Genomic DNA, 20,557 nt, shown 5'->3' with positions numbered 1-20,557 from the left:
GCTCCTTCGTCACAGGCTGCGGGCGGTGATGTCGCCGTAGGAGGTGGTCGCGTGGATGGTCAGGCCGGTCTCGGAACCGTCGGCGTTGGTGAGGGAGTTGCGGATCCGGCCGGAGGAGGTGCCGGCGTCGAGGGTGGCGGAGGTGCCGCGGGCGGCGCCGACGGTGATGTGGCCGTGCTCGGTGCGCAGGGTGAGCGTGCCGTGGACGGCCTCGGTGACGTTCAGGTCGCCTTTGCGGGTGCTGATCTCGGCGGAGCCGTTGAGGCGGCCGACGGTGATGTCGCCGGCCTGGAGGGTCAGGCGGGCGCTCGCGGTCTCGTCGAGCTTGACCGTGCCGTGCGCGCCCTCGAAGGTCACGTCGCCGAGCCGCCCCACACCGCGGACTTCGGCACTGGCGGCCTTCACCTCGACGCGGGAGCCGGCGGGGAGTTGGACGGTGACCTCGACGGCGCCGGAGGCACCGAAGTACTGGTTCTTCACCGGGGTCCCGATCCGCAGGACACCCTCGTGACACTCGACCGTGGCCTGCTCGGCCGCCTTCACGTCCCGGCTCTTGGCCGGGTCGGCGGGCAGCACCTCGACGGTGGTGTCGGCCCGGTCGGCGGCGATGAACCGGATGTGCCCCGCCGCCACGTCCACCACGGCCGCGATGGGGGCGTGGGCGTCGAACGTGCGCGTCGTGCTCTGGGTCTTCTGCATCGCGGGCTCCTCGGCCTGTTCGTTTCCGATGACAGAAACGCTACGGTGCATTCACGGATCCAGCAACAAGGTCGTTGCGATATACGACGATAACCGCAGCTCGGAGCATTGAAATCGTTGCACTGGGACCAAAATCAACGCAACATCCCACCTCCGGGCGCGTTGCAATGGGATGGAGATGAACGCTATACTGGCCTTCACCACGGACCACGAAGGAGACCGCGATGCCGGGAGGCCGACTCACCCAGCAGGAACGCCAGCAGATCGCGCTGGGGCTGGCCGACGGCCTCCCCTACGCGGAGATCGCCAGGCGCCTCGACCGCCCGACCTCCACCATCACACGCGAGGTGATGCGCAACGGCGGCCCCACCGCCTACCGTGCCGACCTGGCCCACCGCGCCACCGAACGCCGCGCCCACCGCCGTCGGCAGGCCACACCCCGGGACGGACAGCAGACGCCCGAGCAGCCCCACGGACGCGACGCCGAAGCCGTGCGCGAGTACGAGGAGACCCTCACCACCGTCTTCATGGCCTCGGGCATGCCCAAGATGATGTCCAGGGTGCTGGTCGGCCTCTACACCACCGACGAGGGCAGCCTCACCGCCGCGGAACTCGTCCGGCGCCTCATGGTCAGCCCGGCGTCCGTCTCCAAGGCCATCACGTACCTGGAGAGCCAGGGCCTGGTCCGCCGGGAGCGCGACGAACGCCGCCGCGAGCGCTACGTCGTCGGCGAGGACGTCTGGTACCAGGCGATGATCGCCAGCGCCCGGTCCCTCACCCAGGTCGTCGAGGTCTCACGGCAGGGCGTCGGCGTCCTCGGCCCCGGAACCCCGGCCGCCACCCGGCTGGAGAACGCCGCCCGCTTCCTCGACTTCGTCCAGGAGAGCACCATTCGTGCCGCGGAACAGGCCCGCGCCGTCCTGCACACCAACCCCGAAGCGGCCCCGGACGACACCGCCGCCCAGCCCTGACCACCGCCGCGACCGGCCCCACCGGACCCCACCCGGGACCAGTCCCGCACGACCGCCCCTGCCTCCTCCCCGGCGGCGCCTCCACGGCTGCCGCCGGCTCGCAGGAAACAGCACAGCGCATCACGACGGAGCAGGAGCCGACGCAGAGCGGTTGCGCCGCCCTCGCCCGGGAACGCGAGAGCAGCACCGAGCCCCTCGCGCCCACTTCCGTCGTCCGGATCACCGTCCTCGCGTGCCGGCGACCCCCGTCGCGGACCCCTCGACCACGCTGGAAACAGACCGACGCGCGGTTCACCGCGGCGGGCAGCCCGGAAGCCCGCTGAGGCTGGTCCTGTGCCTCACCCCGCCGCCGGCACCGGCTTCGGCTCCGGCGCCACGGTCGTCAGCGCACGCACCCGACCGCTGCACAGCGCCGCCGCCGTCGCGCACACCACCAGCGCCGCGCCCCCCAGCAGGGTGCCCCGCACCCCGAAGTGCCCGGCGAGCGGACCGGCGGCCATCTCGCCCAGCGGCAGCGCGGCGAACGACCCCAGCGCGTCGTACGAGTACACGCGGGCCAGCTTGTCCGGCGGGATGTTCTGCTGCAGCGACACGTCCCACGCCACCCCGAACTGCTCCAGGGCGACCCCGTTCAGGAACATCGCCACCGTCAGCAGCAGCACCCCCGGCGCCTGGGCGAGGACCACCAGCGGCAGCGACTCCACCGCCACCATCGCCACCCCGAACAGCAACGCACGCCGGGCCCGCGACCGCGCGGCGAGGACACCGCCGGCCACCGCCCCCGCCATCTGCGCCGCCAGCACCACGCCCCACGCCCCACGCCCGAACGTGTCGTCGGCGACGACCGGCCCCAGCACATGGACGCCACCCGCCACCACGGCGTTGACCACCGCGAACTGCAGCACCACGATCCACACCCAGCTGCGGGCGGTGAACTCCCGCCAGCCCTCCCGCAGTTCCCGCAGCGGCCGGGCCCGCTCCCCGGTCGCGGCCACCGGCGCCGCCGTCACCCCGCGGAAGCACACCGCCGCCCCGCAGAAAGCCACCGCGTTCCCGGCGAGCCCCCAGCCGGGCCCGAACACGGCGGCGACGATCCCGGCGAGGGAAGACCCCGCGATCGCGCCGAGGTTGGTGCCCATGCGCATCAGCGCGTTGGCCGGCCGGATCAGCGACGCGGGCACGGTCTGCGGAGTGAGCGCCGCCGACGCCGGCAACGACAGCGCGGCCAGCGCCCCGTTGAGGACACTGAGCAGCACCAGCAGCGGGATCGACACCGCCTCCAGCAGCACGCTCACCGCGATCGCGCCCTGCACACCCGCCGCCGCGAGCGCCGAACCCTGCAGCACCACCGTGCGCCGCACCCGGTCCGCGACCACCCCGCCCACCAGCAGCAGCGCCACGTTGGCCAGCGAACGCGCCCCGACGACGAGCCCCAGATCGGTCAGCGAACCCGTCGCGTCGAGCACCGCGAAGGCCAGCGCGACCGGCGCCATGGCGTTGGCGAAGTACACCAGCAGGCGCCCTCCCGCCAGCTGCCGGAAGGAGCGGTGGCGCAGCGGCGCCCACGTCTGTGCGCCGGCCGTGCCGCGCGCGTCGGTGTCCGTCATGGTGCCGGCCGCCTTCTCTCGTCCGGGCCCGGGGGCCGCAGGGTGAAGTGCACCCGGGACACCGGGATGCCCAGGTCCTGAACGGCGTACGGGCTGAAGCAGTACGCCTGTGGGGTCGCCCCGAGGCCGATGACGACGGTGAACTCCGCGTGCACCCGCTCGCCGGGACGCGAGGCCTCGACGCGGCGCAGCACGGGGCCGACCCGCGCGTCCAGGTACAGCGGCAGCACGGTACCCGGACTCACCGTTCCCGCCCGCCGCCACCACCACGCTGCTCGATGTGGCCGGAGACGGACATCAGGACCGGCCCCTTCGACAGGGGCCTTCCGGCACGCGAAACCTCTCCGGGAGCCTGACAACCCCGTCATGAGGCGCCGTCTCGGAACGCTGGAGCCTCACTCGAACCGCAGGCCGGAACAACCGCCCCCCTCAGCCCCGTACGACCGCGCCCCCACCGCCGCCACCAGCGGACGACGCCCCCCGCCCCCCCCGCCCGCCGCCGGGGACGCCGTTCGGCCGCGCCACAGTGCCGGTCGAACTCCCCTGGAGAGGCGTGGCCGAGCACGAGGACGACCCGATTCACTGAAGAGATGGACCGACACACGCGCACTCCACCGCGGCCGGTCGCGTCGGCGCCCGGACTGCGGGACGCCCACGCACTCCTCCTTGACGGCGACCCGCGCGGGGCGGCCGACCGCTGCGCACGGTCACGCACCCGTGCCGCCCGCGCCGGAGCCCGCGGCAGACAGGCCGCGTACGGCGCACTGCGTGCGGAGGCACTGCTCTGCCTCGGCGAACTCGACGAGGCCGAACAGGAGGCCGAGGCCGCCGCACGCGCCGCAGCCCCCGGCACCTTCCCGGGCCGCTGGCCCACGGCGGTCCTCGCGGAAGTCCTCACCGAGATGGGCCGCCACGACGAGGCCGACCGCCACCTGCACCGGGCCGCCCCGGAACCCTCCACCCGCGGCGCCGACATCCCCCGCTACCTCAGGGCCCGCGGCCGCCACCACCTGGCCGTCAACCACCCCCGAGCCGCGCTCGCCGACTTCCTGCGCGCGGGCGAACTGGCCCCCGCAGGCCTCTTCGCCCGGCTGCCCTGGCGCATCGACGCCGCCGAGGCCCTGCTGCACCTCGGACGTCCGGACGACGCCGCCCGCCTGCTCACCGAGCAACTCACCACCCCCACCGGCCTGAGCCCCCGCCACCGCGGCACCGCACTGCGCCTGCGCGCCGCCACCGAGGAGCCCGCGCGCCGCCCCGCCACCCTGGCCCGCGCGGCCAACGACCTGCGCACCGCCGGCGACCGCCCCGAACTGGCCCGCGCCCTGGCCGACCTCGGCAACACCCTGCACACCCTCGGCGACACCTCGGCGGCCCAGGCACTGCTCCGCCGCACCTACCACCTGGCCACCACCTGCGGCGCCACCCCACCCCCCACCCACCCCCTCTGGTGACCCGCCCCCGCTGACCCCGGAAGCGCCCAGGGCGCCGACAACGCGCAGACGTACGGAGAATCACGGAACCGCCCGCCTCCCAGCCGGTCAGCACCGCACTGCCACCCGCCCCACCAAGGCCAGTACAGCCAGCCACCGGCCCCGACACCCAGCGGTGACACCACCCGGCGGTTCGCCGACCGGGAGCCGGCAGGGAATCTCCGGCTTCGCTCTCAGTCGCGCCGGCGATCCGCGACGACACAGACCGATGCCGCGCTCACGGAACCATCCGCCTGATCTCCCGCCCATGGTGGTGGGCCGGTGTGCCGGTAGCGTCCGTTTCATGATCGCCTTCGACACGCTTGTTCGCCTCTGCCCACCGCCCGCTCAGTCACCACCTCCGGTGGATTGGGCGCAAGCCGAGAGCGACCTCGGTACGGCTCTGCCCGCCGATTACAAGCAGCTCGTCGAGACCTACGGCGACGGCATCTTCGACGAGACGATCTGGCTGCTCGCCCCCGACTCCGCCCATGACGACTGCGACCTGCATGGGCAGATGAGGGAACGGGAGGAGATCCTGGCCGACCTGTGGGAGTTCGAGGACAAGCCGGCCGGCCTGCAGGAGGCGGGGGCAAGGGTTCTGCCGTGGGCCTTTGAGGAGGGCACGGGAGCGTTCCTGTACTGGCTGGCGCGGCCCGGGCAGTCCCCCGACGACTGGACGGTGCTGTACAACGAAGGGCGCGGCCCCCTGTGGGAGCAGCACAACGTGGGGTGTCTAGCGTTTCTCCTCTCGGTGCTCACCGGCACCGCGGAGACGGAGTACTTCGGCCACCTCCACGAAGTGCTGAGGCCGAGGGAGCACTGCTTCGCGACGGCCGACCAGGTCCTTGGTACGACCGAGCGGTGATGCCGTCGGCAGCTCTGTACGAGGCTCTGTAGGACCTGGCTCGCCGCTGACGGACCTGGCCGAGGCCGCCCAGTGCGAGATCAGGGTTTCCAGGTGCGCAGAAAGGAGGCGATCCGGGCGGTTGTGCAGCGGGGGTTGTTCAGCTCATGGGCGAGCGCGGTGAGCTGTTCGCGGGTCGGGTTGACGGGGATGTTGCTGGCCTCGAGGTACATGACGGCGACGGCGCAGGCGACGGTGAGGTTCGAGCGCTCCAGCCAGCGGCAGCGGCCGAGAGTGTGCACCAGGGCGGCCGCGCGGGCGAAGGGGCCGTCGTAGAGGGGTGTGTCGAGGAGTTCGCCGCGGTGGCGGGCGACGGCGGCGACGGGTACGCCGTAGTCGTCGGCGGCCGGGTCACGGTGTCCGGCTCGCTCTGCTACCTCGAGGATCCAGGATTCGTCGACGTGCAGGATCACGCGGCGGCACCGGGGTGCGGATCGGCGTAGGGAGCGTCGAGCTGCTGCTCCAGGTCATCGAGGAAGGCGCCGTGCTCCTCGATGAGCCGCTGGGCAGCCGTCATGCCGGCTGCCCGGGCACCGGTGGTGTCTTCGATGATGAGCCGCTCCACGTACTTGTTGAAGTCCAATCGACGGGCGGCCGCGGCGGCCTTGCCGGCCGCGAGCACGTCCTCTTCCAGCCGGACCTGCGTCTGCTTCTTCATGGAAGTCACACTGGAATGGTAGCAGGGTGGTAGCACAACCGCCCGCGGCCCCGCCGCGCCGCATGCCCGATGCGCAACTCTCGCGAGATCAGCTCGGCGACCCTCCAGGAGAAGATCACGCCCACCACCAGATCGTGCTCGACGCGGACAGCAGCTTGGTCGTCGCCGGACCTGGAAGATCCTCCGCAAGTGCCGACTGAAAGGCGCGGGCGTCCACCACGCGATGCTCGGCATCGCCCATCTGCACAACCTCGCGCGCCGCGCATGACCGCACTCACCGAAGCAACTGCTCGTTCACGATTCGGTGGGCAGGAGCTGGACCAGGCCGACCCGGTTTCCCTCGTCGGCCTTGGTGTGGGTGGCTCGAACCCTCCAGCGGCCGGCGGGCAGCGGGACCGGTGCCTGGGCGGGCATCCCGCCGCCGGGGTACTCGATGCCCAGGTCGGCGCCTGCTTCGGCGGAGTCCATGAGCACGGCCGGACCATCCGACACCCATGTGCCGCACTCCTCCCACTCGGTGGCCGGGTCCCCGAGGACAGCCTCTGCTGCGGCCTTCAGCCCTGCCTCGGAGTCGGCTGCAAGCCACCGCAGGAAGGCGCGACGCTCGGGCAGGTAGCAACTGGTGGCCGGCTCGTCCGCCAGCACCAGTGCCTGCGCACCGTTCTCGCCAACGGTGATCACACCGGCCAGATCGTCCACCGCACAGGCCCGGTCGTAGTCGTCCGCAGCGGTGGCGTCTCCCGCCATGACCCCGCTCTCCGTGCATCCGCGCCACGCAGCCAGAGCGGAGGAGGGAACGACGATCAAAGGTCCGCCCATCGACTCCACCCAGACAGGACAGGTGTGGGACGCGTCGGCTGCGGTGGACGAAGAGGGGCTCATGCCGTCAGTGTGCCCTCACCCACTGACAACGCCCGCGCCGCTCAATGGCGCCCAGCTTCCACCACCAGCTCAGGTCCACCGGCGTGACGTCCAGCGTCTCCCGGCTGCAGCCTTCGACGGAACCCGGTTCCCCTGCCGAACGAGTCGGCCCGAGGTCGTGTCCACCGGAGACGTCGCCGTTCCACTACTCGGTGATACCGTATAGCCGTACTCGGTATCACGTAGTACCGGCAGGGTTGAGGAGTACCCGCGATGGATGACCTGACGGAGATGTTGAAGGGCACGCTCGAAGGGTGCGTGCTCGAGATCATCGGCAGCGAGGAAACCTACGGGTACGCCATCACTCGCCGGCTGAATGAGCTCGGCTTCGCCGACGTCATCGAGGGGACGGTGTACACGATCTTGCTGCGGCTGGAGAGGAACAGGCTCGTCCACGTGACGAAACGACCATCCGGGGTCGGTCCGCCGCGCAAGTTCTACGCGCTCAACGACGCCGGGCGCGAGGAACTCGCACAGTTCTGGGCGAAGTGGCAATACCTCTCATCACGCGTCAACAGGCTCAAGGAAGGCGGGAGATGAACTTCTGGGAGAAGGTCACAGGCAGCGATCTCACCAGGGATTGGAAGGCGTTCGGAGCCCGGGTCGAGGCCCTGCCGGACGATTACCGGGAGGCGTGGGACCAGATCGTCGCCCACCTCTTCCCCTACGGGGACTTCGCCGGCCGCAACCTGACACCGATCCTCGACTCCGCCCTTGGGCTGCTTGAAGTGTCGGCAGCGGACGGGCAGAGCGTCCACGAGGTGCTCGGCGACGACATCCAGGGCTTCTGCACGGCGCTGGCCGGCGGAGCTGGGGCCCGGACTCATCGCGACCGGTGGCGCGAGCAGTTGAACAGGAACGTCGCACGGAAACTGAGCCGGCTGGGAGGCTGACGTGAGCATCCAAGACATCATCGAAGGCAAGAAACAGTGGCGGGCGCACGTGGCCCGGGTCAAGGCACTCCCGCCGGACTACCGGATCGTCTACAAGGAGATGCAGAAGTACCTGTTCAAGGTCGGACCGGTCAGCCTGTCCGACGGATCTCTCCTCCCCGGAATCGTCGACTTCTTCGAGGAGGGCGTCGCCGGGCGCAAGGGAGTGCTGGAACTCATCGGCACCGATGTCGCCGCGTTCTGCGACGACCTGATCAAAGACTCTCCCACCTACGCGGATGCCTACCAGGAGTCCCTTGGCGGGGAACCCGGCGCGGCCAAGAGGTGACAGCCACCGGACCGGTTCGCGACGCTGCCGGGTCACACCACGCGGGATTCATGGTGAGGCCGGATTCTGCGCGTGGATCCGGTCGTGCTCGTGGCGGTCGGCCAGCGCTCGCAGAGGTGCGGCCGCGGCGAGCGAAGCGGTCGGCGAGGGGGCACAGGAACCGCCTCCGATGCGGCCTGCTTCTCCAGGGCCTGGGGGTTCTGCGGCACGGTGGTCGGTGCGCGCGGCGTTTCGCGCACGACGGCCGGCAGCGGCCCAGCCGCGGCGCGTCATCGGCGTCCAGGCGGTGACACAAGGCCGATCCCGGTTGCAGACGCACATCAGGAAGGACCGCGGGTTGTCGTGGGCATTCACGCTCCGAGGCGGTGTGCAAGGTGGAGGAGATCTGCCAGGTGCAGCACTCGTCCGTCGAAGCCCGGGAGCGGGACATGGAGCGGCTGAATCCAGCGGGCGGGGATCGCATCCAGCCCGTAGTACGCACCCGCGATGCCCCCGGTCACCGCGGCGACGGTGTCCGTGTCGCCGCCGAGGTCGATCGCCGCGCGTATCGCGTCTTCGAAGCTGGTGGTGGTGCGCAGGGCCCAGACGGCGGAGCCCAGGCAGGGCCAGACGGCACCGTTGAACTCGGTCGCCTGATCGGGGTGCCAATCGGGTGCGAGGACAGTGGCGTAACGGTCCCGGTGGTCGGGGTGGACAAGACCCAGGATCTCCGGGAGCGCGGTGAGAGGATCGGTGTCCTCGAACGTGACCCGGATGAGTTCATGGAAGATCGCGGTGCCTTCCCAGGCTGCGCGGTCGCCGTGGGTGAGGGCGGCAATGCGGCGGGCCGCGTCCATGGTGGCTTCTTGGCCGGCGGGTGCGAAGTGGACCGCGGAGGTCGAGGCCCGCATCAAGGAGCCGTTTCCGGCTGCTCGTTGGTTGACCTGGAAATGGATCGCGGCGGCGAGGTCCCAGGGCATGCCGTTGGTCAGGACGTCTTCGGTCTGCAGGCCGATGTCCTTGGGGGCTGATGCTGCCCACTGCTGGAAGCGGGCGAAGATGTCCGGCAGATCCAGTCGTCCCCGCTCCAGCAGTGACTCCGCGACCAGGACGGCCATCTGCGTGTCGTCAGTGGCCTCGCCGGGGTCCCAGCCGCCGCCTCCGCACATCTCGTCACCGGCACCAGGCACGGGAAACCGCGCGGAGAACGCTCCCTGGGGACCGAACTCGAAGGGGCCGCCCAGGGCGTCACCCACGGCTGAGCCGACGACCGCGCCCGCTGCCCGCTTGATCCGCTTCATTCGCGCAGGCTATCTGTGCCGCGCCGACGGTCGCGCGGCCCTATTTCACGGTGACTACGGCAGGGCCGCCGGTATCACCTTCTGTCTGGGATTCGGTGAAGCGGTCGAGGGAACCTGCACCGGTGTCGCCGGGTCCCCTTACGGGAGGTACCGGAGCAGCGGCTGCTGCTGTTCTACCGGAAACGGCAGAAGTGAGGTGCTCTCGGGCCGGGCACGGTCACCATCGGTCCCGCGGTGCCCTCGGAGACGCCGAGAGGTCATCAGGGAGAGAATGCTGGGCATGACGACTTGAAGAGCACCGGCCGGGCCGCAGCACTGGCGCAAGGTCGGGGTCTGGGACACGATCTCCAACGGAGTCCGTCGGATCTGTGCCGCCTGCGGAACGCCCGTCCGCTCGTACCAGTACCGCTTCCACCCGCCCGACTCCTCCATGTTCGAGCGGTGCATCGGACTCGCCTGGTGTTCCAGTTGCCGGATCTACTCCGGCAACATGGTGCACGTCCCGCGAAAGCGGGTTCTACTCGACGCCCTCGCTTCGCTTCCCCTCGAACAACGGGAGAGGCTTGCACGTTCGGAAACACGGCTGATTGAGTTCCTGGACCGCCAGGCCCAAGACAGCAGACATTAGGCCTCCGAACGATCCGCTCCCACACTTCGCGGGCACCCACCGCACGAACATCGACCCGTCGGGCACCAGCCGGACGGTCCCCGAGGCGGTGGTGGCGTCCGTACTGACCGATGTCGTCGCTCTGCACCGGGCGGGCTCAGGCGCACCAGGTTCAGCGGCCGAAGCGTCAGACCGGAGCTACTGACCAGAGCTACTGACCGCGAGTTGATGACACAACTCGACAGCACCCCTCACCGCCCCCGCTGACCTGCGAACCCAGCTACCAACCGGTGGTCGGTGTACCGCGGGCTTCGCTTTGGGGTGCGAGCAAGTCGGTTCTGCTGGGCAGTCAGGTGGGAACGCCGGCCCGGTCCAGGACGGCGGCCATCTCGTCCTCGGGCAGCTCCGGGTTGGCACCCGCGCTGGAGGCTAGTTCGGGGGCGTGGAGAGCCTCGCGGAGCCGGCGGAGCGGGAGGCGCGGGTCGCGGGCTGCCGCCTGACGCGTCCAGACGACGGGGTCGTGGCTGAGCCGTTCGATCAGCTTCGGTGTGGCGGCCGGGTCCCGTACGGCAAGCCGCCGGTAGTTCCCGTCGGGATGGTTCGCGTAGCGGGCGGCGAGGCCCTCGCGGGGAAAACGAGGGTGCGTCTCCGCCATCCAGGCGGAGAACGTCCCACCCAGCCGCGCGAACACCCGCATCAGGACCTCCTCCGGAGCGTCGGGGTGGTGAATGCCCAGGAGGTTCTCCACCACCGGGTCCTCGACGCGGGCGAGCAAGCGCAGCAGGTCGGGCGGCAGGTGAGGGCTCCGGGCAGCGGCGCGCTGGAGCAGCGGGTGAGCGGAGGTCGCGGCCCTGCGCAGTACCTCGGGGTCGGCGAGCCCGTCCCGTACCCACCACACGCCGTCGCCCCTGTCGAGGTGCCCGGCCGTGAAGTCGATGGCCATGCGCCGCGTCTCGTCCAGCTCGGGCCGCAGGGAGACGGCGAGCCGTACGGCCTCGTCGGGGTCCACGGCGAGCCGCTCTACGAGGTCGGCGGGCAGCGACGGGTTCTCGGCGAGGGAGGTCAGGTGCCTCCGCTCGGCGACGCACCGCTCGGCCTCGGCATGGTCGAGGAGCCCGCGGCGCAGCGCCTCGGCGGCGGAGTTGGGGTCGCGGAGGAGTTCGGCGGTGACGCGGGCGTCCCGCCGGCACTCCTGCAGCTCGGCGGCCCGCCGCACCTCGGGGTCGGGGTCGGCCAGCAGTGCCGACCGCTCGCCCGCCGACAGGGCCTCCCATGCACGCACCGCTTCCCGGCGCGCTGCCCCACGGTCATGAGTGGCCATCGATGCCACGAACGACGACGGCAGATGGGGCGACCCCAGCAGGGCCGCGCATACGGAAGGATCCGGGTCGTCGAGCAGGCGGGCGCACACGGCATCCGGGAGCGGCGCGACCCTTGCGCGCGAACCGTACACCTCCGGTCCATGTGCGAGAGCTGCCCGCACCTTGGGAGAAGGATCGCCCACGAGCCGGGCCCGTTGTGCGGGCTCCGCCCTGGCACTCATGGCGAAATCGATCCGGACCCCCGGGTTCGGGTGGGCCAGGATCAGCGCGACGGCCGACTCAGGGAGTTCGGCCCGCTGAAGAACGTCACGGGGCGGCCGGTCACCGTCTGCCCCGAAGGAGAGCAGGCGCAGCAGCAGCGGCGTCGGCAGCGCCAAATTTCGGGCCACTCCGTCCAGCGCGGATGCGTGGAACGCCACCATGATTCCCCTACCCCCTGCGTCTTCCCCGAGCAGTCCGCGCCCATGATCTCGTATGCCATGCACGGCATCTGTCGGCCACCGTTGCACCGGTCCTTGAGTTCACCGAGGTTGGACAGCACTTGGTGATCACAGGACGAGAAAATGTCGACGTGAACCGACACCTGTCGTAGGCGCACTGCGGCGCGACGGGGCGAGGATCTCCAAAACCTCCACCGCAACTCGGTTGATTGACCAGACTTGCTCCTGTTTCCCCACGGAGAAGGGACGGCAAGCATGGCGAACAGCGCACTTCTGGTGATGGACGTCCAACGGGACGTCGTGGCCATCGCCGATGACGGTTCCGGATATCTGCCGCGCTTGCGCAGGGCGATCGACGGTGCCCGGGCTGCAGGTATCACCGTGATCTACGTGGTGCTCGGGTTACGGCCGGGCGATCCTGAAGTCAGCCCCCGCAACAAGGTGATGACAAACGCCGTGCGGTCCGGCCTGTTCACCGAGGGGGCCCCTGGCACCGAGATCCACGACGACGTCGCGCCCCAGCAGGGCGACGTCGTGGTCACCAAGAGGCGGGGGAGCGCGTTCTCGGGCAGCGACCTCGACCTGGTGCTCAGGACTCGCGGTATAGACAGCCTTGTTCTCACCGGCATCGCCACCAGCGCTGTAGTGCTGTCCACCCTGTGGCACGCCATCGACCTGGACTTCGGCCTCACCGTCCTGGCCGATGCCTGCCTCGACACCGACCCCGAGGTGCACCGGATGCTCACCGAAAAACTGTTCCCGCAGTGGGCAGATGTGGTCGCCGTCGAAGACTGGATCAAAGCCATCGCACCGCAATAGCGGGAGGCCGGCATCGCCTCCCGTGCCGTGCCCAGGTCAGCCGGGGCCGTTGTGTGCGGCCCTTGCTCTCGGGTGGCCCGAAAGTCACCGTGCACAGCATCGGCCGGGACGAGATCCCCCACACCGCCTACAGCGACCACAACCTGGTCACATTTCTCGAAGGTGCCGGCGTCACCGACTCCCCGAGATCATTCACGGCCGGCGCCCGGCTTCACCTGAAAGCGCGGCGCGCAGACACGGAGGTCCGTATTGCGACGCTGCGGTGATCAGTGGCCTGACAGGCCAGCTCGGGAACTGGGACCTGATGGTGGGCGGCCTCAGCGAACTCAACCGAGCAGGCCGCCACAGCGGCGATCGACCAGGCATGCCGGACGTCCTCGAGGTGCTCGCCGAACCGTCGATTGTGCCCGCAACGATGGCGGGACCACGCCTGCCGGCACCCCCTACGAGGATGCGCACCCGGCGATCGTCGCCTGGACGCAGAGCAGTGCGGCGGACCGCGGCACGAACGAGCTGTCGCTGAGCGACCTCCAGGAGAGGCACGTAAGCCGTGCGACCAGCCTCATCCTCTGGAAGAGAGCTGTCTCGGACTACACCGCACGGAGGTCTCGCCGTCAGGCGGCTTCTTCCCACCGGCTGGGGGAGTCGTCGTCCTCGTCGGGTTGGTGGGTGGCTTCCTCGCGGGCGCGCAGGACCGCCCACAGTGGCATGGACAGGCCTGTGAGGTACCAGGGGGCGGGCCAGAGCACACGACAAGCGCACCAAAACTGGCGGACGTGCGGGCCGGACATTCGCCGCTGCCGCGACTGGCACACCGTGACCGGCCAGGCCGGGCCCATCACGGTCGCGGCCCCGGTCCTGCTACGGGTCGGCGTATCGGCACTCGTGCTGCTCCCCGGCGCCTTCGGTCTGCACTTCCTCGTGGACGGCGCCGAGTACGGCAGCTGGCTGTACGGCAGTTGAGCCACGCGCGCCCGACGTGGGCGCTTCGCAACGTGGCTATGCCTCGTTCAAACGCCCTGCAGAACACGATCGAGTGCCGCCCGACCTACAGGGCCCCAATGCGGCTTGCCGCCGGGAAGTCCTTGATCTCCGTTCTGCCCCATGAGCATCAGGAAGAGGCTCTTCATCGCAGCCAGCCCGCGGGCGCGCCGGATGGTTGCCTCGTCTGCCTGCGCGTACGTGTCGAAGAATCGTGAGGCCGTGCCGGCTGGTAGCAGCAGCCATGCGGCGGCCAGGTCCCAGGCCGGATCACCGGCGGACAGGGCACCGAAGTCGACGATGCCCGAGAGGGTTCCGTCCGCGACGACGACGTTCGCGGGATGCAGGTCGCCGTGCACCCACACCGGCGGGCCATCCCACGCGGGGGCCGCGACGGCATCGTCCCAGAGGGCCCGGGTATCGGCAGCCATGTCGTCGAGGGCAACGGCCTGGAAGAAGTGCTCGAAGCCGTCGGTGCACTTCTTGGGGTGCGCGCCAAAGTCCGAACTGATCGGTGCCTCGGCGGGCGCTTCCGCGTGCAGCGCCCGGAGGAAGCCCGCCAGCGTGTCGGCTGCATGGGCGCCGCGGCTGATCGAGCCGTAGTCCAGTGGCTCGCCGGGAACCCACGTCATGACGGTCCAGTGCTTGGGGAAACGCTCGGACGGTTCACCGAACCGGACCGGGGTCGGCACCGGGAGCGGAAGGCGCGGGGCCAGCACGGGGAGCCACCGCCGCTCCTTGAGCTGGAGCTCCGGGGTCGGGTCCATACGCTGCATGCGCACAGCCAACGCGTCACCGAGGCGCCACATCTGGTTGCCCCAGCCGCCCGCCACCTCACGGATGGCCAGCACCGCAAGGTCAGGATGCTGCTCCACCAGCAGGTCGCGGACCAGGCCTGCGGTGATCTCGATCTCGGTGTCGGTCATACGATGTCACAGTACTGGGGCGACAGACGGAGCGATTCTCGTTCCCGGGAACAGCTCGCTGTGATCCCTTTGACCCCCACCAATTCGGCTTCATTGACGGCGAGCCCCAGACAGGCGCTGTCGCCGGCCTCGTTGGCGCGTTGATATCAGGCGATGGCGTCGTCAAGGCGTCCCCGTCGGCACCGCTGCAGACCAGGATGTGCGACGCGGCGTCGATGTCGACGGCCGGGCCGTCGGTGCCCATGCCGAGCGGGTCGGCGCGCAAGAGGGCTGAGAGCAAAACCGGGCGCTCAACCCACCCGGAGCCACCTTCACCGAATCCTGCGCCCGGGCACGGAAGTTGGTGATCCGCTGACCCCGCCCTGGCCGCCGTGACACGATGCTGACCTTGGGTGCGCGGGCGATCACAGGGGTGTGGCGGTGTCACGCAGGTTGCTTTCGTTCGGTCGGGGACGCGCTGGTGCTCCTCGGTCAGGATCCCCCCGCGACGGCCACCGTGGACCAGGGGAAGCGGCGAGGTGCTCGGCATGCTGGGCGAACGCGGACGCATCCTGGGGCTGGGTCGTGCGGCGGCCCGGAGCCTGGGGGACCGCCCTGCGCGGCGCCGACGGGCGCGCGGCGCGCACCCGACTGCTGGAGGCGGCCCACACGGTCATCGTCGTGTTGGCGTTCTTCGAAGTGCTCCCAGGAGACCGAACTCCCCTTTTCGTGGGAGGACGTGCGCCTCACTCGCCGGGAACAGGTGCGGCTCGTGGCTGGCCAGTCGCCCGCACCGGAGGGGCTGGCGCAGACCCTGGCTCAGGTTGACGCACCCTACGGTCTACGACTGCCGCGCCGGTCGCTGATACACCCACCTGGCAGGCTGGGCGGCGCCCGATGGCCCGAACGAAGCGGACGGCAAACTGCTGCCAGGTGCAGCCCTGGGTACCCACGAACACGATCGCAGCCAGCACCTTCCGGCCACCATGCCGGCTCTGGCCTCCGCCTTGCGGACGGGTCGGCGCCTCCGGCACCGCCGAACGCAGCGCCGCCCGCCCGCGTTCGGCGCACCACAGCAGGTCTGGAAGGATGGCCGGCAGCCTTTCCGTGCCGGACCCGGGAACCTGCAGGCGGCGAGGCGGGAGGGTCGGGCAGCGGCCCGGCGGACGGGAGAGCGGTGCGGCACATGCAGGAGTACCCGGAGTACCTCACCGCGGTCGTGTTCGCCGTGGGCGGCGTCGTCAACGCCCTGCTGGCACCCCACCGGTTCTCCACCGCCGTCCTGTTCTGCCTCGCCGTGACCTCTGCCGGACTCGGCGTGGCCGGTCGCAGCGCGGCAGCCCACCCGACGACCGTCACTGTCCTCGCCGTCGCTGCCCTGCTCCTGGCGCTCGCGCTGGGCCTGCTGCTGCTGGCCGACGGCGTCCTCATGGTCCGGCGCTACGGACCGCAGGCAGCCCTGCTGGCGACCGGGGCCGCCGGCTGCGCGGTGCTGGCGGTGCTCGGCCTCGATGCGGTCTTCCACGCGGTCGGCGGCGAGTCGTTCGGTGCCCTCGTGGTGGCGGTGAATGCGACCGCGGGATACCTCACTCTGCTCTTCCTGGTCTTCGCCGGCTACGTGTTCGTGCAGGGCCGTACAACCCCTCTGCCCGGAACCACCCATGTCGTCGTCTTGGGCGCCGGGCTCAACGGCGACCGGCCCGGCCCGCTGCTGACACGCAGACTGGAGCGCGCCCTGGCGATCGACGCCGCCCGCTCACCGGATACGCCTGGTGTGGTGTTCGTCGTCTCGGGCGGCCAGGGCGACGACGAGGTTCGCTCCGAGGCGGACGCGATGGCCGACTATCTGCGTGGACACGGAGTGCCCGCCGACCGGATCGTCCGGGAAGACCGCTCCGTCAACACCGGGCAGAACCTCCGCTTCAGCGCGGCCCTCGTGGATGACACCATTCCCGGCCACCGTGCCACGGTGGTGACCAGCTGCTTCCACGTCTACCGCACGACCCTGCTGGCCCGCCGCGTCGGCGTGTCCGCGCACGTCGTGGGCGCGCCGACCTCCCCCGCCTACTGGCTGGCAGCGACCCTGCGCGAATTCGCCGCCATCCTGTGGCTGGACCGCCTCCCCTTGGTCGGACTCAGCCTCCTGCTGTCAGTGCCGGTGGCGACGACGGTCTTCGAGCACTGAAGCGCCAGCCACTGACCTCGTGAGAAGTCCTGACAAAGGCGCCGCACAAAGCGCGGTTGAGGAGGAGGTCGAACACCCGACCTCGTGACAAACCTGTTCGGCGCACCTGCCAACCGGAGTGCTCAGTCACAGCTGGTGTGACTGAGCGCGACATCTGGTCTGGCAGGACAACGTCGATGCATAGACCTGCTGGCTCGCCCGTGGCGCGCGAACCGGGTTACCACCGGGCGCGCAGTACACCGTCGCTGTCTGGGAGGGCAGCACAGAGCAGTGGGCGGCGTTCGGCGAGGGACAAAGGCAGGGCGCAGGCGGCTCGGGCATCGGCGACGTGGACGGTGAGTTCTCGGTAGTCGGTGTCGTCGACGATCGCGTGGCTGATCGCCCCGTCCTGCGCTTCCCAGACGAACTGGGTGGCCTCCTCCTGGGGCAATGCGGCGAGGACGGCGCCGACGTTCGAGGTCAGGTCGGGCCAGACGGTCAGCAAGGCGCGCGGGCCGAGACCGGCGCGCACTGTGTTGAGGTTCTTCAGCGTAATTCGGTGCCAGCGTACGGCGCCGCGGACGTGGCTTTCCTCGAGGAGCAGCGCATGCCGTGAGCCCAGAGCGGTGTGCACCCGTATCCAGAAGTGCTCGTCGGCCGGCTCCGTCACTTCCGCTTCGTCGAACTCGGCCGCGTAGGGCGAGGCCGTCAGCGGTTCCGGGAAGAGGCCGAGTTCCCGTGTACGGGCCACTGCGTCCGCGCAGGGCCGGTCGCTGCCCACGTACACGTACTGGTCCCACCCGACATGCACGGTGAACACATCCCCCACCTCCAGTCGGCACCAGGCGCCTTGGTCGCGGAGCATGGCCCGGACCAGTTCCAGGGCGACCGGAAGGGAGACCTCGGCCCCGTCGTGGTAGCCGGTGAGGTCGGGCGGGAAGAGCCCGCCGAGGCCGTGCCCCTCAACCGGCGGCTCCACACCGAAGTGGAAGAAGCCGGTGACCGCAGGTTCGCGGATCTCCAGCCGGTCGATGCCCGATGCCTCCGCGAAGGCGGCGATCGCCGCCAGGTACGCCGCTTCGACAGGTCCGTGGTCGCTGACTGTGTCCTCGGCGCCGGTGTAGTGGCCATGCTCGTCGCGGTCAGCGGGGTCGTACTTGGTGATCCGGTGAACGAAGGACGGTGGCACGCTACTCCTCGTACGGGGCGGAAGAAGTGCCCAGCGTAGGTCTCGGTCCCGATTCCGCGGCCGGGGGGCGGCGGCTCCAGCGTCGACGGGTGCGAGGTCCGACGGTCATCTGCTCAGGAGCGGCGAGCCCCGTCGAGGAGGGCACCTCGGTGATGGCGGCGATTTCGGCGATGCGGTGAAGTGCGTCCTGGTAGGCGTCCGCGTTGCCCGGCATCTTCGTGCCAGGTGCGGATGGTGACCGTCGCGGAATGGCGGGCGCCGGGAGTGATGCCGAGGTAACGGGCAGCCGCGGCGCGGGATCCGCCACGGGTCAGCCGTATGGTTGCGGACCACTTTCGCGACGTAGACAGCCGGAGGTGTTGCATTCCGAGACCGTCGATGTGATGCCGTATCACTGCCCTGAGTGCCTCGGGTCGGGCATGCGCGATCATGACCGGAATGGACACTCGTTTCCTTGGCATCGCTGATCTGGCCGAAGCCCCGCGCGTGGCGGTCGTGGTCGACGTCATGCGTGCATTCACAGTGGCTGCCTGGGCCTTTGCCCAGGGGGCGGAGAAGATCGTTCTTGCTGAGTCGCTGGACGAGGCCCTGGCGCTCAAGGCTCGCCACCCGGATTGGGCGGCGCTCAAGGACGGTCCGCCCGCGCCCGGGTTCGAGATGGTCAACTCGCCGGGTCTGCTGCGGTCCGTTGACCTTGGCGGACGGACCGTTGTGCAGAAGACGACGGCAGGGACGGTCGGCGCCCTTGCGGTCAAGGAGTCCTCGCTGGTGCTGTGCGCCGGCTTCGTGGTGGCGGAGGCAACGGCTCGGCTCTTGCGGACACGCAGGAGTGACGGTGTCACGTTCGTGGTCACTGGCGAAGACGGACAGGCCGATGAGGATCTGGCGTGTGCTCAGTACATCGCTCGGAGGGCCACCGAAGCCGGGACGGATGCTGCTGAGTTCCTCCGTCGCGCTGCCGAGTCCCGCGCCGCCGCCGAGCTGGCGGAGGGGGTTCGTCAAGGAGTACATCCTGATGACGTTGCACTCTGCCTTGAGCTCGACCGGTTCCCCTTTGCGATGGCGGCGACCCTGGAAGGCTCGCTGATGGTCCTCCGTCCGTGCGCCGTGCCTTCGCTGAGCGAAGATGCGTCGGTTTGATCGCACGTGAAGTCCGACTGTCACCGGGCGAGGGCCAGCACCCAGTCGGGAATGCGGCATCAACTGCATGTCCCGATGACGGTTGTCGACGAAGCTCCCCTTCGCGACCCTGCGGGGCCCCGCACCCGCAGCCCGTCGCCGCGGCCGAGGGCGGTGTCCACGGACCGAGGGGGCTTGAGCCGAGGGGTTGTTATGACCGCTGTCATGATGGATGCTGCCTCTCGGTGTCGCCTCAGCCGAGCAGGACGAACCGGGAGGGCCTGAAAATGAACGGCAGCGTCGCACGGGCGATGTGGGAGAGGTTCGAACCGGTCCACCAACTGGTCTACTTCACCCCCGAGGTGCGCGAGGCCGTGGAGGGTCTCGGACTGCGGGGCTACTGGATGGGCTACTTCGCCTTGCGCGCGGCGCCGCTCGGCCCCGTTCCTGCCTCCGTCGTCACCAGCTGCTTCTACGTCTTCCATCCCGACCGGGCGGCGAGCGTGCTGCCGGACGCCTGGGCTCTCGCCTCTCCCCAACAGCTGATCGAGGTGCGCGAGCGTGCCGTGGGGGCCGCGATGACCACCTTCTACAGCCCGGACGTGGTTGCCTCCGCAGAGCTGGCCGAGGCCGCCGACCTCGCCTGGGAGGCAGCCCGCGCTGCGGACACCGCCGGACGGGTGCTCGGCGTGGCCAACCAGGAGCTGCCCCGGCCTGCCCAACCCCATGTCAGGCTCTGGCAGGCGGTGACCACCTTGCGGGAACACCGTGGCGACGGACACGTGGCCGTGCTGGTGGGCCGCCGTCTGGGGCCGGTCGAAGCGCTGGTACTCAAGAGTGCGACCGGCGAAACCGACGCCGAGTTCCAGCGACGCATCCGTCGATGGAGCATCGAGGAATGGCGTTCGGCGCAGGCGAACCTGCGCGAGCGAGGCTGGATCAGCGAGGAGGGACGCCTCACCAAAGCCGGAGCGGCCGCTCACGAGCAGATTGAGGCGGACACGGACGCGGCGGCGGTCACACCGTGGCAGACGCTCGGCGCCGAGGACACCACCCGCCTTGCCCACCTTCTCGAACCGCTCGCGCGACGCGTCCTGGACTCCGGAATCGTGCCGACCGGTAACCCGGTTGGGCTGACGGAGAGTACATGGAGCTCAACGGGCTGACGCAGGGCCTCACGATCCGGGCCCGCGGCGGACAGTCGCGGCCGCACGCCAATCCCGGAGATCACCATGCCGGCTACCGAGTGCACGAGCACCTGTGAGGGTGGCACAA

At 70.2% G+C, this 20,557-nt stretch carries 22 protein-coding genes and 3 pseudogenes; 13 read left to right on the top strand and 12 right to left on the bottom strand.

The features are described from left to right. Window positions 1-9: 9 nt before the first annotated feature. Window positions 10-699 (bottom strand): DUF4097 family beta strand repeat-containing protein, encoded by a 690-nt coding sequence (locus AB0F04_RS35565; protein WP_362049794.1) that lies wholly within the window; start codon window positions 697-699, stop codon window positions 10-12. A 224-nt stretch (window positions 700-923) separates the two neighbouring features. Between AB0F04_RS35565 and AB0F04_RS35560 the strand changes: the two are divergent. Both AB0F04_RS35560 and AB0F04_RS35555 read left to right on the top strand, forming a co-directional pair. Then, a pseudogene (locus AB0F04_RS35560) lies at window positions 924-1,121 on the top strand (helix-turn-helix domain-containing protein); the annotation flags it as partial. Window positions 1,122-1,226: 105 nt separating this feature from the next. Beyond that, window positions 1,227-1,670 carry a helix-turn-helix domain-containing protein gene (locus tag AB0F04_RS35555; RefSeq protein WP_362049824.1) on the top strand — a complete coding sequence of 148 codons (444 nt, stop codon included), beginning with the start codon at window positions 1,227-1,229 and terminating at the stop codon, window positions 1,668-1,670. 338 nt (window positions 1,671-2,008) lie between these two features. On the opposite strand, the gene AB0F04_RS35550 is transcribed toward AB0F04_RS35555, so the two are convergent. Both AB0F04_RS35550 and AB0F04_RS35545 read right to left on the bottom strand, forming a co-directional pair. Further along, window positions 2,009-3,277 (bottom strand): MFS transporter, encoded by a 1,269-nt coding sequence (locus AB0F04_RS35550; protein ID WP_362049791.1) that lies wholly within the window; start codon window positions 3,275-3,277, stop codon window positions 2,009-2,011. Further along, a complete protein-coding gene (locus tag AB0F04_RS35545; protein ID WP_362049789.1) occupies window positions 3,274-3,522 on the bottom strand; it encodes a hypothetical protein in 249 nt (82 codons plus the stop codon). The genes AB0F04_RS35550 and AB0F04_RS35545 overlap by 4 nt, the downstream gene beginning before the upstream one ends. A gap of 345 nt (window positions 3,523-3,867) precedes the next feature. Between AB0F04_RS35545 and AB0F04_RS35540 the strand changes: the two genes are divergently transcribed. Both AB0F04_RS35540 and AB0F04_RS35535 read left to right on the top strand, forming a co-directional pair. After that, a complete protein-coding gene (locus AB0F04_RS35540) occupies window positions 3,868-4,731 on the top strand; it encodes a hypothetical protein (RefSeq protein ID WP_362049786.1) in 864 nt (287 codons plus the stop codon). Between the two features lie 382 nt (window positions 4,732-5,113). Beyond that, a complete protein-coding gene (locus tag AB0F04_RS35535; protein ID WP_362049783.1) occupies window positions 5,114-5,617 on the top strand; it encodes an SMI1/KNR4 family protein in 504 nt (167 codons plus the stop codon). 80 nt (window positions 5,618-5,697) lie between these two features. On the opposite strand, the gene AB0F04_RS35530 is transcribed toward AB0F04_RS35535, so the two are convergent. Both AB0F04_RS35530 and AB0F04_RS35525 read right to left on the bottom strand, forming a co-directional pair. Beyond that, the gene (locus tag AB0F04_RS35530) at window positions 5,698-6,069 is read right to left on the bottom strand and encodes a fic family toxin-antitoxin system, toxin component (RefSeq protein WP_362049780.1); all 372 of its coding nucleotides are present in this window, start codon (window positions 6,067-6,069) and stop codon (window positions 5,698-5,700) included. Then, the gene (locus AB0F04_RS35525; protein ID WP_362049821.1) at window positions 6,066-6,314 is read right to left on the bottom strand and encodes a hypothetical protein; all 249 of its coding nucleotides are present in this window, start codon (window positions 6,312-6,314) and stop codon (window positions 6,066-6,068) included. The genes AB0F04_RS35530 and AB0F04_RS35525 overlap by 4 nt, the downstream gene beginning before the upstream one ends. A gap of 160 nt (window positions 6,315-6,474) precedes the next feature. On the opposite strand from AB0F04_RS35525, the pseudogene AB0F04_RS35520 reads away from it, so the two are divergent. Then, window positions 6,475-6,582: pseudogene (locus AB0F04_RS35520) on the top strand (IS5/IS1182 family transposase); the annotation flags it as partial. Window positions 6,583-6,608: 26 nt separating this feature from the next. On the opposite strand, the gene AB0F04_RS35515 reads toward AB0F04_RS35520, so the two are convergent. After that, window positions 6,609-7,133, bottom strand: coding sequence for an Imm21 family immunity protein (locus AB0F04_RS35515; protein WP_362049818.1), 525 nt, complete (start codon window positions 7,131-7,133; stop codon window positions 6,609-6,611). A gap of 315 nt (window positions 7,134-7,448) precedes the next feature. Here AB0F04_RS35515 and AB0F04_RS35510 point away from each other — a divergent pair, with 315 nt between their 5' ends. The 3 genes from AB0F04_RS35510 to AB0F04_RS35500 are packed head-to-tail and all read left to right on the top strand — an operon-like array spanning window position 7,449 to window position 8,456. Beyond that, window positions 7,449-7,775: a PadR family transcriptional regulator gene (locus AB0F04_RS35510; protein WP_362049777.1), complete on the top strand. Its 327-nt coding sequence runs from the start codon at window positions 7,449-7,451 to the stop codon at window positions 7,773-7,775. Continuing rightward, a complete protein-coding gene (locus tag AB0F04_RS35505; protein WP_362049774.1) occupies window positions 7,772-8,128 on the top strand; it encodes a DUF1048 domain-containing protein in 357 nt (118 codons plus the stop codon). Before AB0F04_RS35510 ends, AB0F04_RS35505 begins: the two co-directional genes overlap by 4 nt. Window position 8,129: 1 nt before the next feature. Continuing rightward, entirely contained in the window at window positions 8,130-8,456 is a 327-nt protein-coding gene (locus AB0F04_RS35500) for a DUF1048 domain-containing protein (RefSeq protein ID WP_362049772.1), read from the top strand. Between the two features lie 350 nt (window positions 8,457-8,806). Here the strand turns inward: AB0F04_RS35500 and AB0F04_RS35495 are convergent, their stop codons facing one another. Next, window positions 8,807-9,736 (bottom strand): ADP-ribosylglycohydrolase family protein, encoded by a 930-nt coding sequence (locus tag AB0F04_RS35495; RefSeq protein WP_362049769.1) that lies wholly within the window; start codon window positions 9,734-9,736, stop codon window positions 8,807-8,809. Between the two features lie 956 nt (window positions 9,737-10,692). Beyond that, a complete protein-coding gene (locus AB0F04_RS35490; RefSeq protein WP_362049766.1) occupies window positions 10,693-12,087 on the bottom strand; it encodes a Mucin-2 in 1,395 nt (464 codons plus the stop codon). 273 nt (window positions 12,088-12,360) lie between these two features. Between AB0F04_RS35490 and AB0F04_RS35485 the strand changes: the two genes are divergently transcribed. Beyond that, window positions 12,361-12,924: a cysteine hydrolase gene (locus tag AB0F04_RS35485; protein WP_362049763.1), complete on the top strand. Its 564-nt coding sequence runs from the start codon at window positions 12,361-12,363 to the stop codon at window positions 12,922-12,924. Window positions 12,925-13,538: 614 nt separating this feature from the next. Here AB0F04_RS35485 and AB0F04_RS35480 read toward each other — a convergent pair. Further along, window positions 13,539-13,673, bottom strand: coding sequence for a hypothetical protein (locus AB0F04_RS35480; RefSeq protein WP_362049827.1), 135 nt, complete (start codon window positions 13,671-13,673; stop codon window positions 13,539-13,541). Here AB0F04_RS35480 and AB0F04_RS35475 point away from each other — a divergent pair. Further along, the gene (locus AB0F04_RS35475; protein ID WP_362049760.1) at window positions 13,633-13,887 is read left to right on the top strand and encodes a DUF6336 family protein; all 255 of its coding nucleotides are present in this window, start codon (window positions 13,633-13,635) and stop codon (window positions 13,885-13,887) included. The two genes, AB0F04_RS35480 and AB0F04_RS35475, sit on opposite strands and share 41 nt — an antisense overlap. 47 nt (window positions 13,888-13,934) lie before the next feature. Here AB0F04_RS35475 and AB0F04_RS35470 read toward each other — a convergent pair whose 3' ends face one another. Both AB0F04_RS35470 and AB0F04_RS35465 read right to left on the bottom strand, forming a co-directional pair. After that, a complete protein-coding gene (locus tag AB0F04_RS35470; protein ID WP_362049757.1) occupies window positions 13,935-14,831 on the bottom strand; it encodes an aminoglycoside phosphotransferase family protein in 897 nt (298 codons plus the stop codon). Between the two features lie 902 nt (window positions 14,832-15,733). After that, window positions 15,734-15,844 (bottom strand): annotated as a pseudogene (locus tag AB0F04_RS35465) (IS5/IS1182 family transposase); the annotation flags it as partial. Window positions 15,845-15,996: 152 nt separating this feature from the next. On the opposite strand from AB0F04_RS35465, the gene AB0F04_RS35460 reads away from it, so the two are divergent. After that, entirely contained in the window at window positions 15,997-16,995 is a 999-nt protein-coding gene (locus tag AB0F04_RS35460) for a YdcF family protein (protein ID WP_362049754.1), read from the top strand. A gap of 217 nt (window positions 16,996-17,212) precedes the next feature. On the opposite strand, the gene AB0F04_RS35455 is transcribed toward AB0F04_RS35460, so the two are convergent. Then, entirely contained in the window at window positions 17,213-18,163 is a 951-nt protein-coding gene (locus AB0F04_RS35455) for an RNA-binding protein (protein WP_362049747.1), read from the bottom strand. 438 nt (window positions 18,164-18,601) lie between these two features. Here AB0F04_RS35455 and AB0F04_RS35450 point away from each other — a divergent pair, with 438 nt between their 5' ends. Then, window positions 18,602-19,303, top strand: coding sequence for a 2-phosphosulfolactate phosphatase (locus AB0F04_RS35450; protein WP_362049745.1), 702 nt, complete (start codon window positions 18,602-18,604; stop codon window positions 19,301-19,303). 266 nt (window positions 19,304-19,569) lie between these two features. Beyond that, on the top strand, window positions 19,570-20,448 hold the full coding sequence (locus AB0F04_RS35445) for a hypothetical protein (protein WP_362049742.1): 879 nt from the start codon (window positions 19,570-19,572) through the stop codon (window positions 20,446-20,448). Window positions 20,449-20,557 lie beyond the last annotated feature (109 nt).

Origin of the sequence: Streptomyces sp. NPDC029041 (genome assembly GCF_040637515.1) — a bacterium.
Taxonomy (GTDB): domain Bacteria; phylum Actinomycetota; class Actinomycetes; order Streptomycetales; family Streptomycetaceae; genus Streptomyces.
This window is presented reverse-complemented; position numbering and strand designations above follow the sequence as displayed.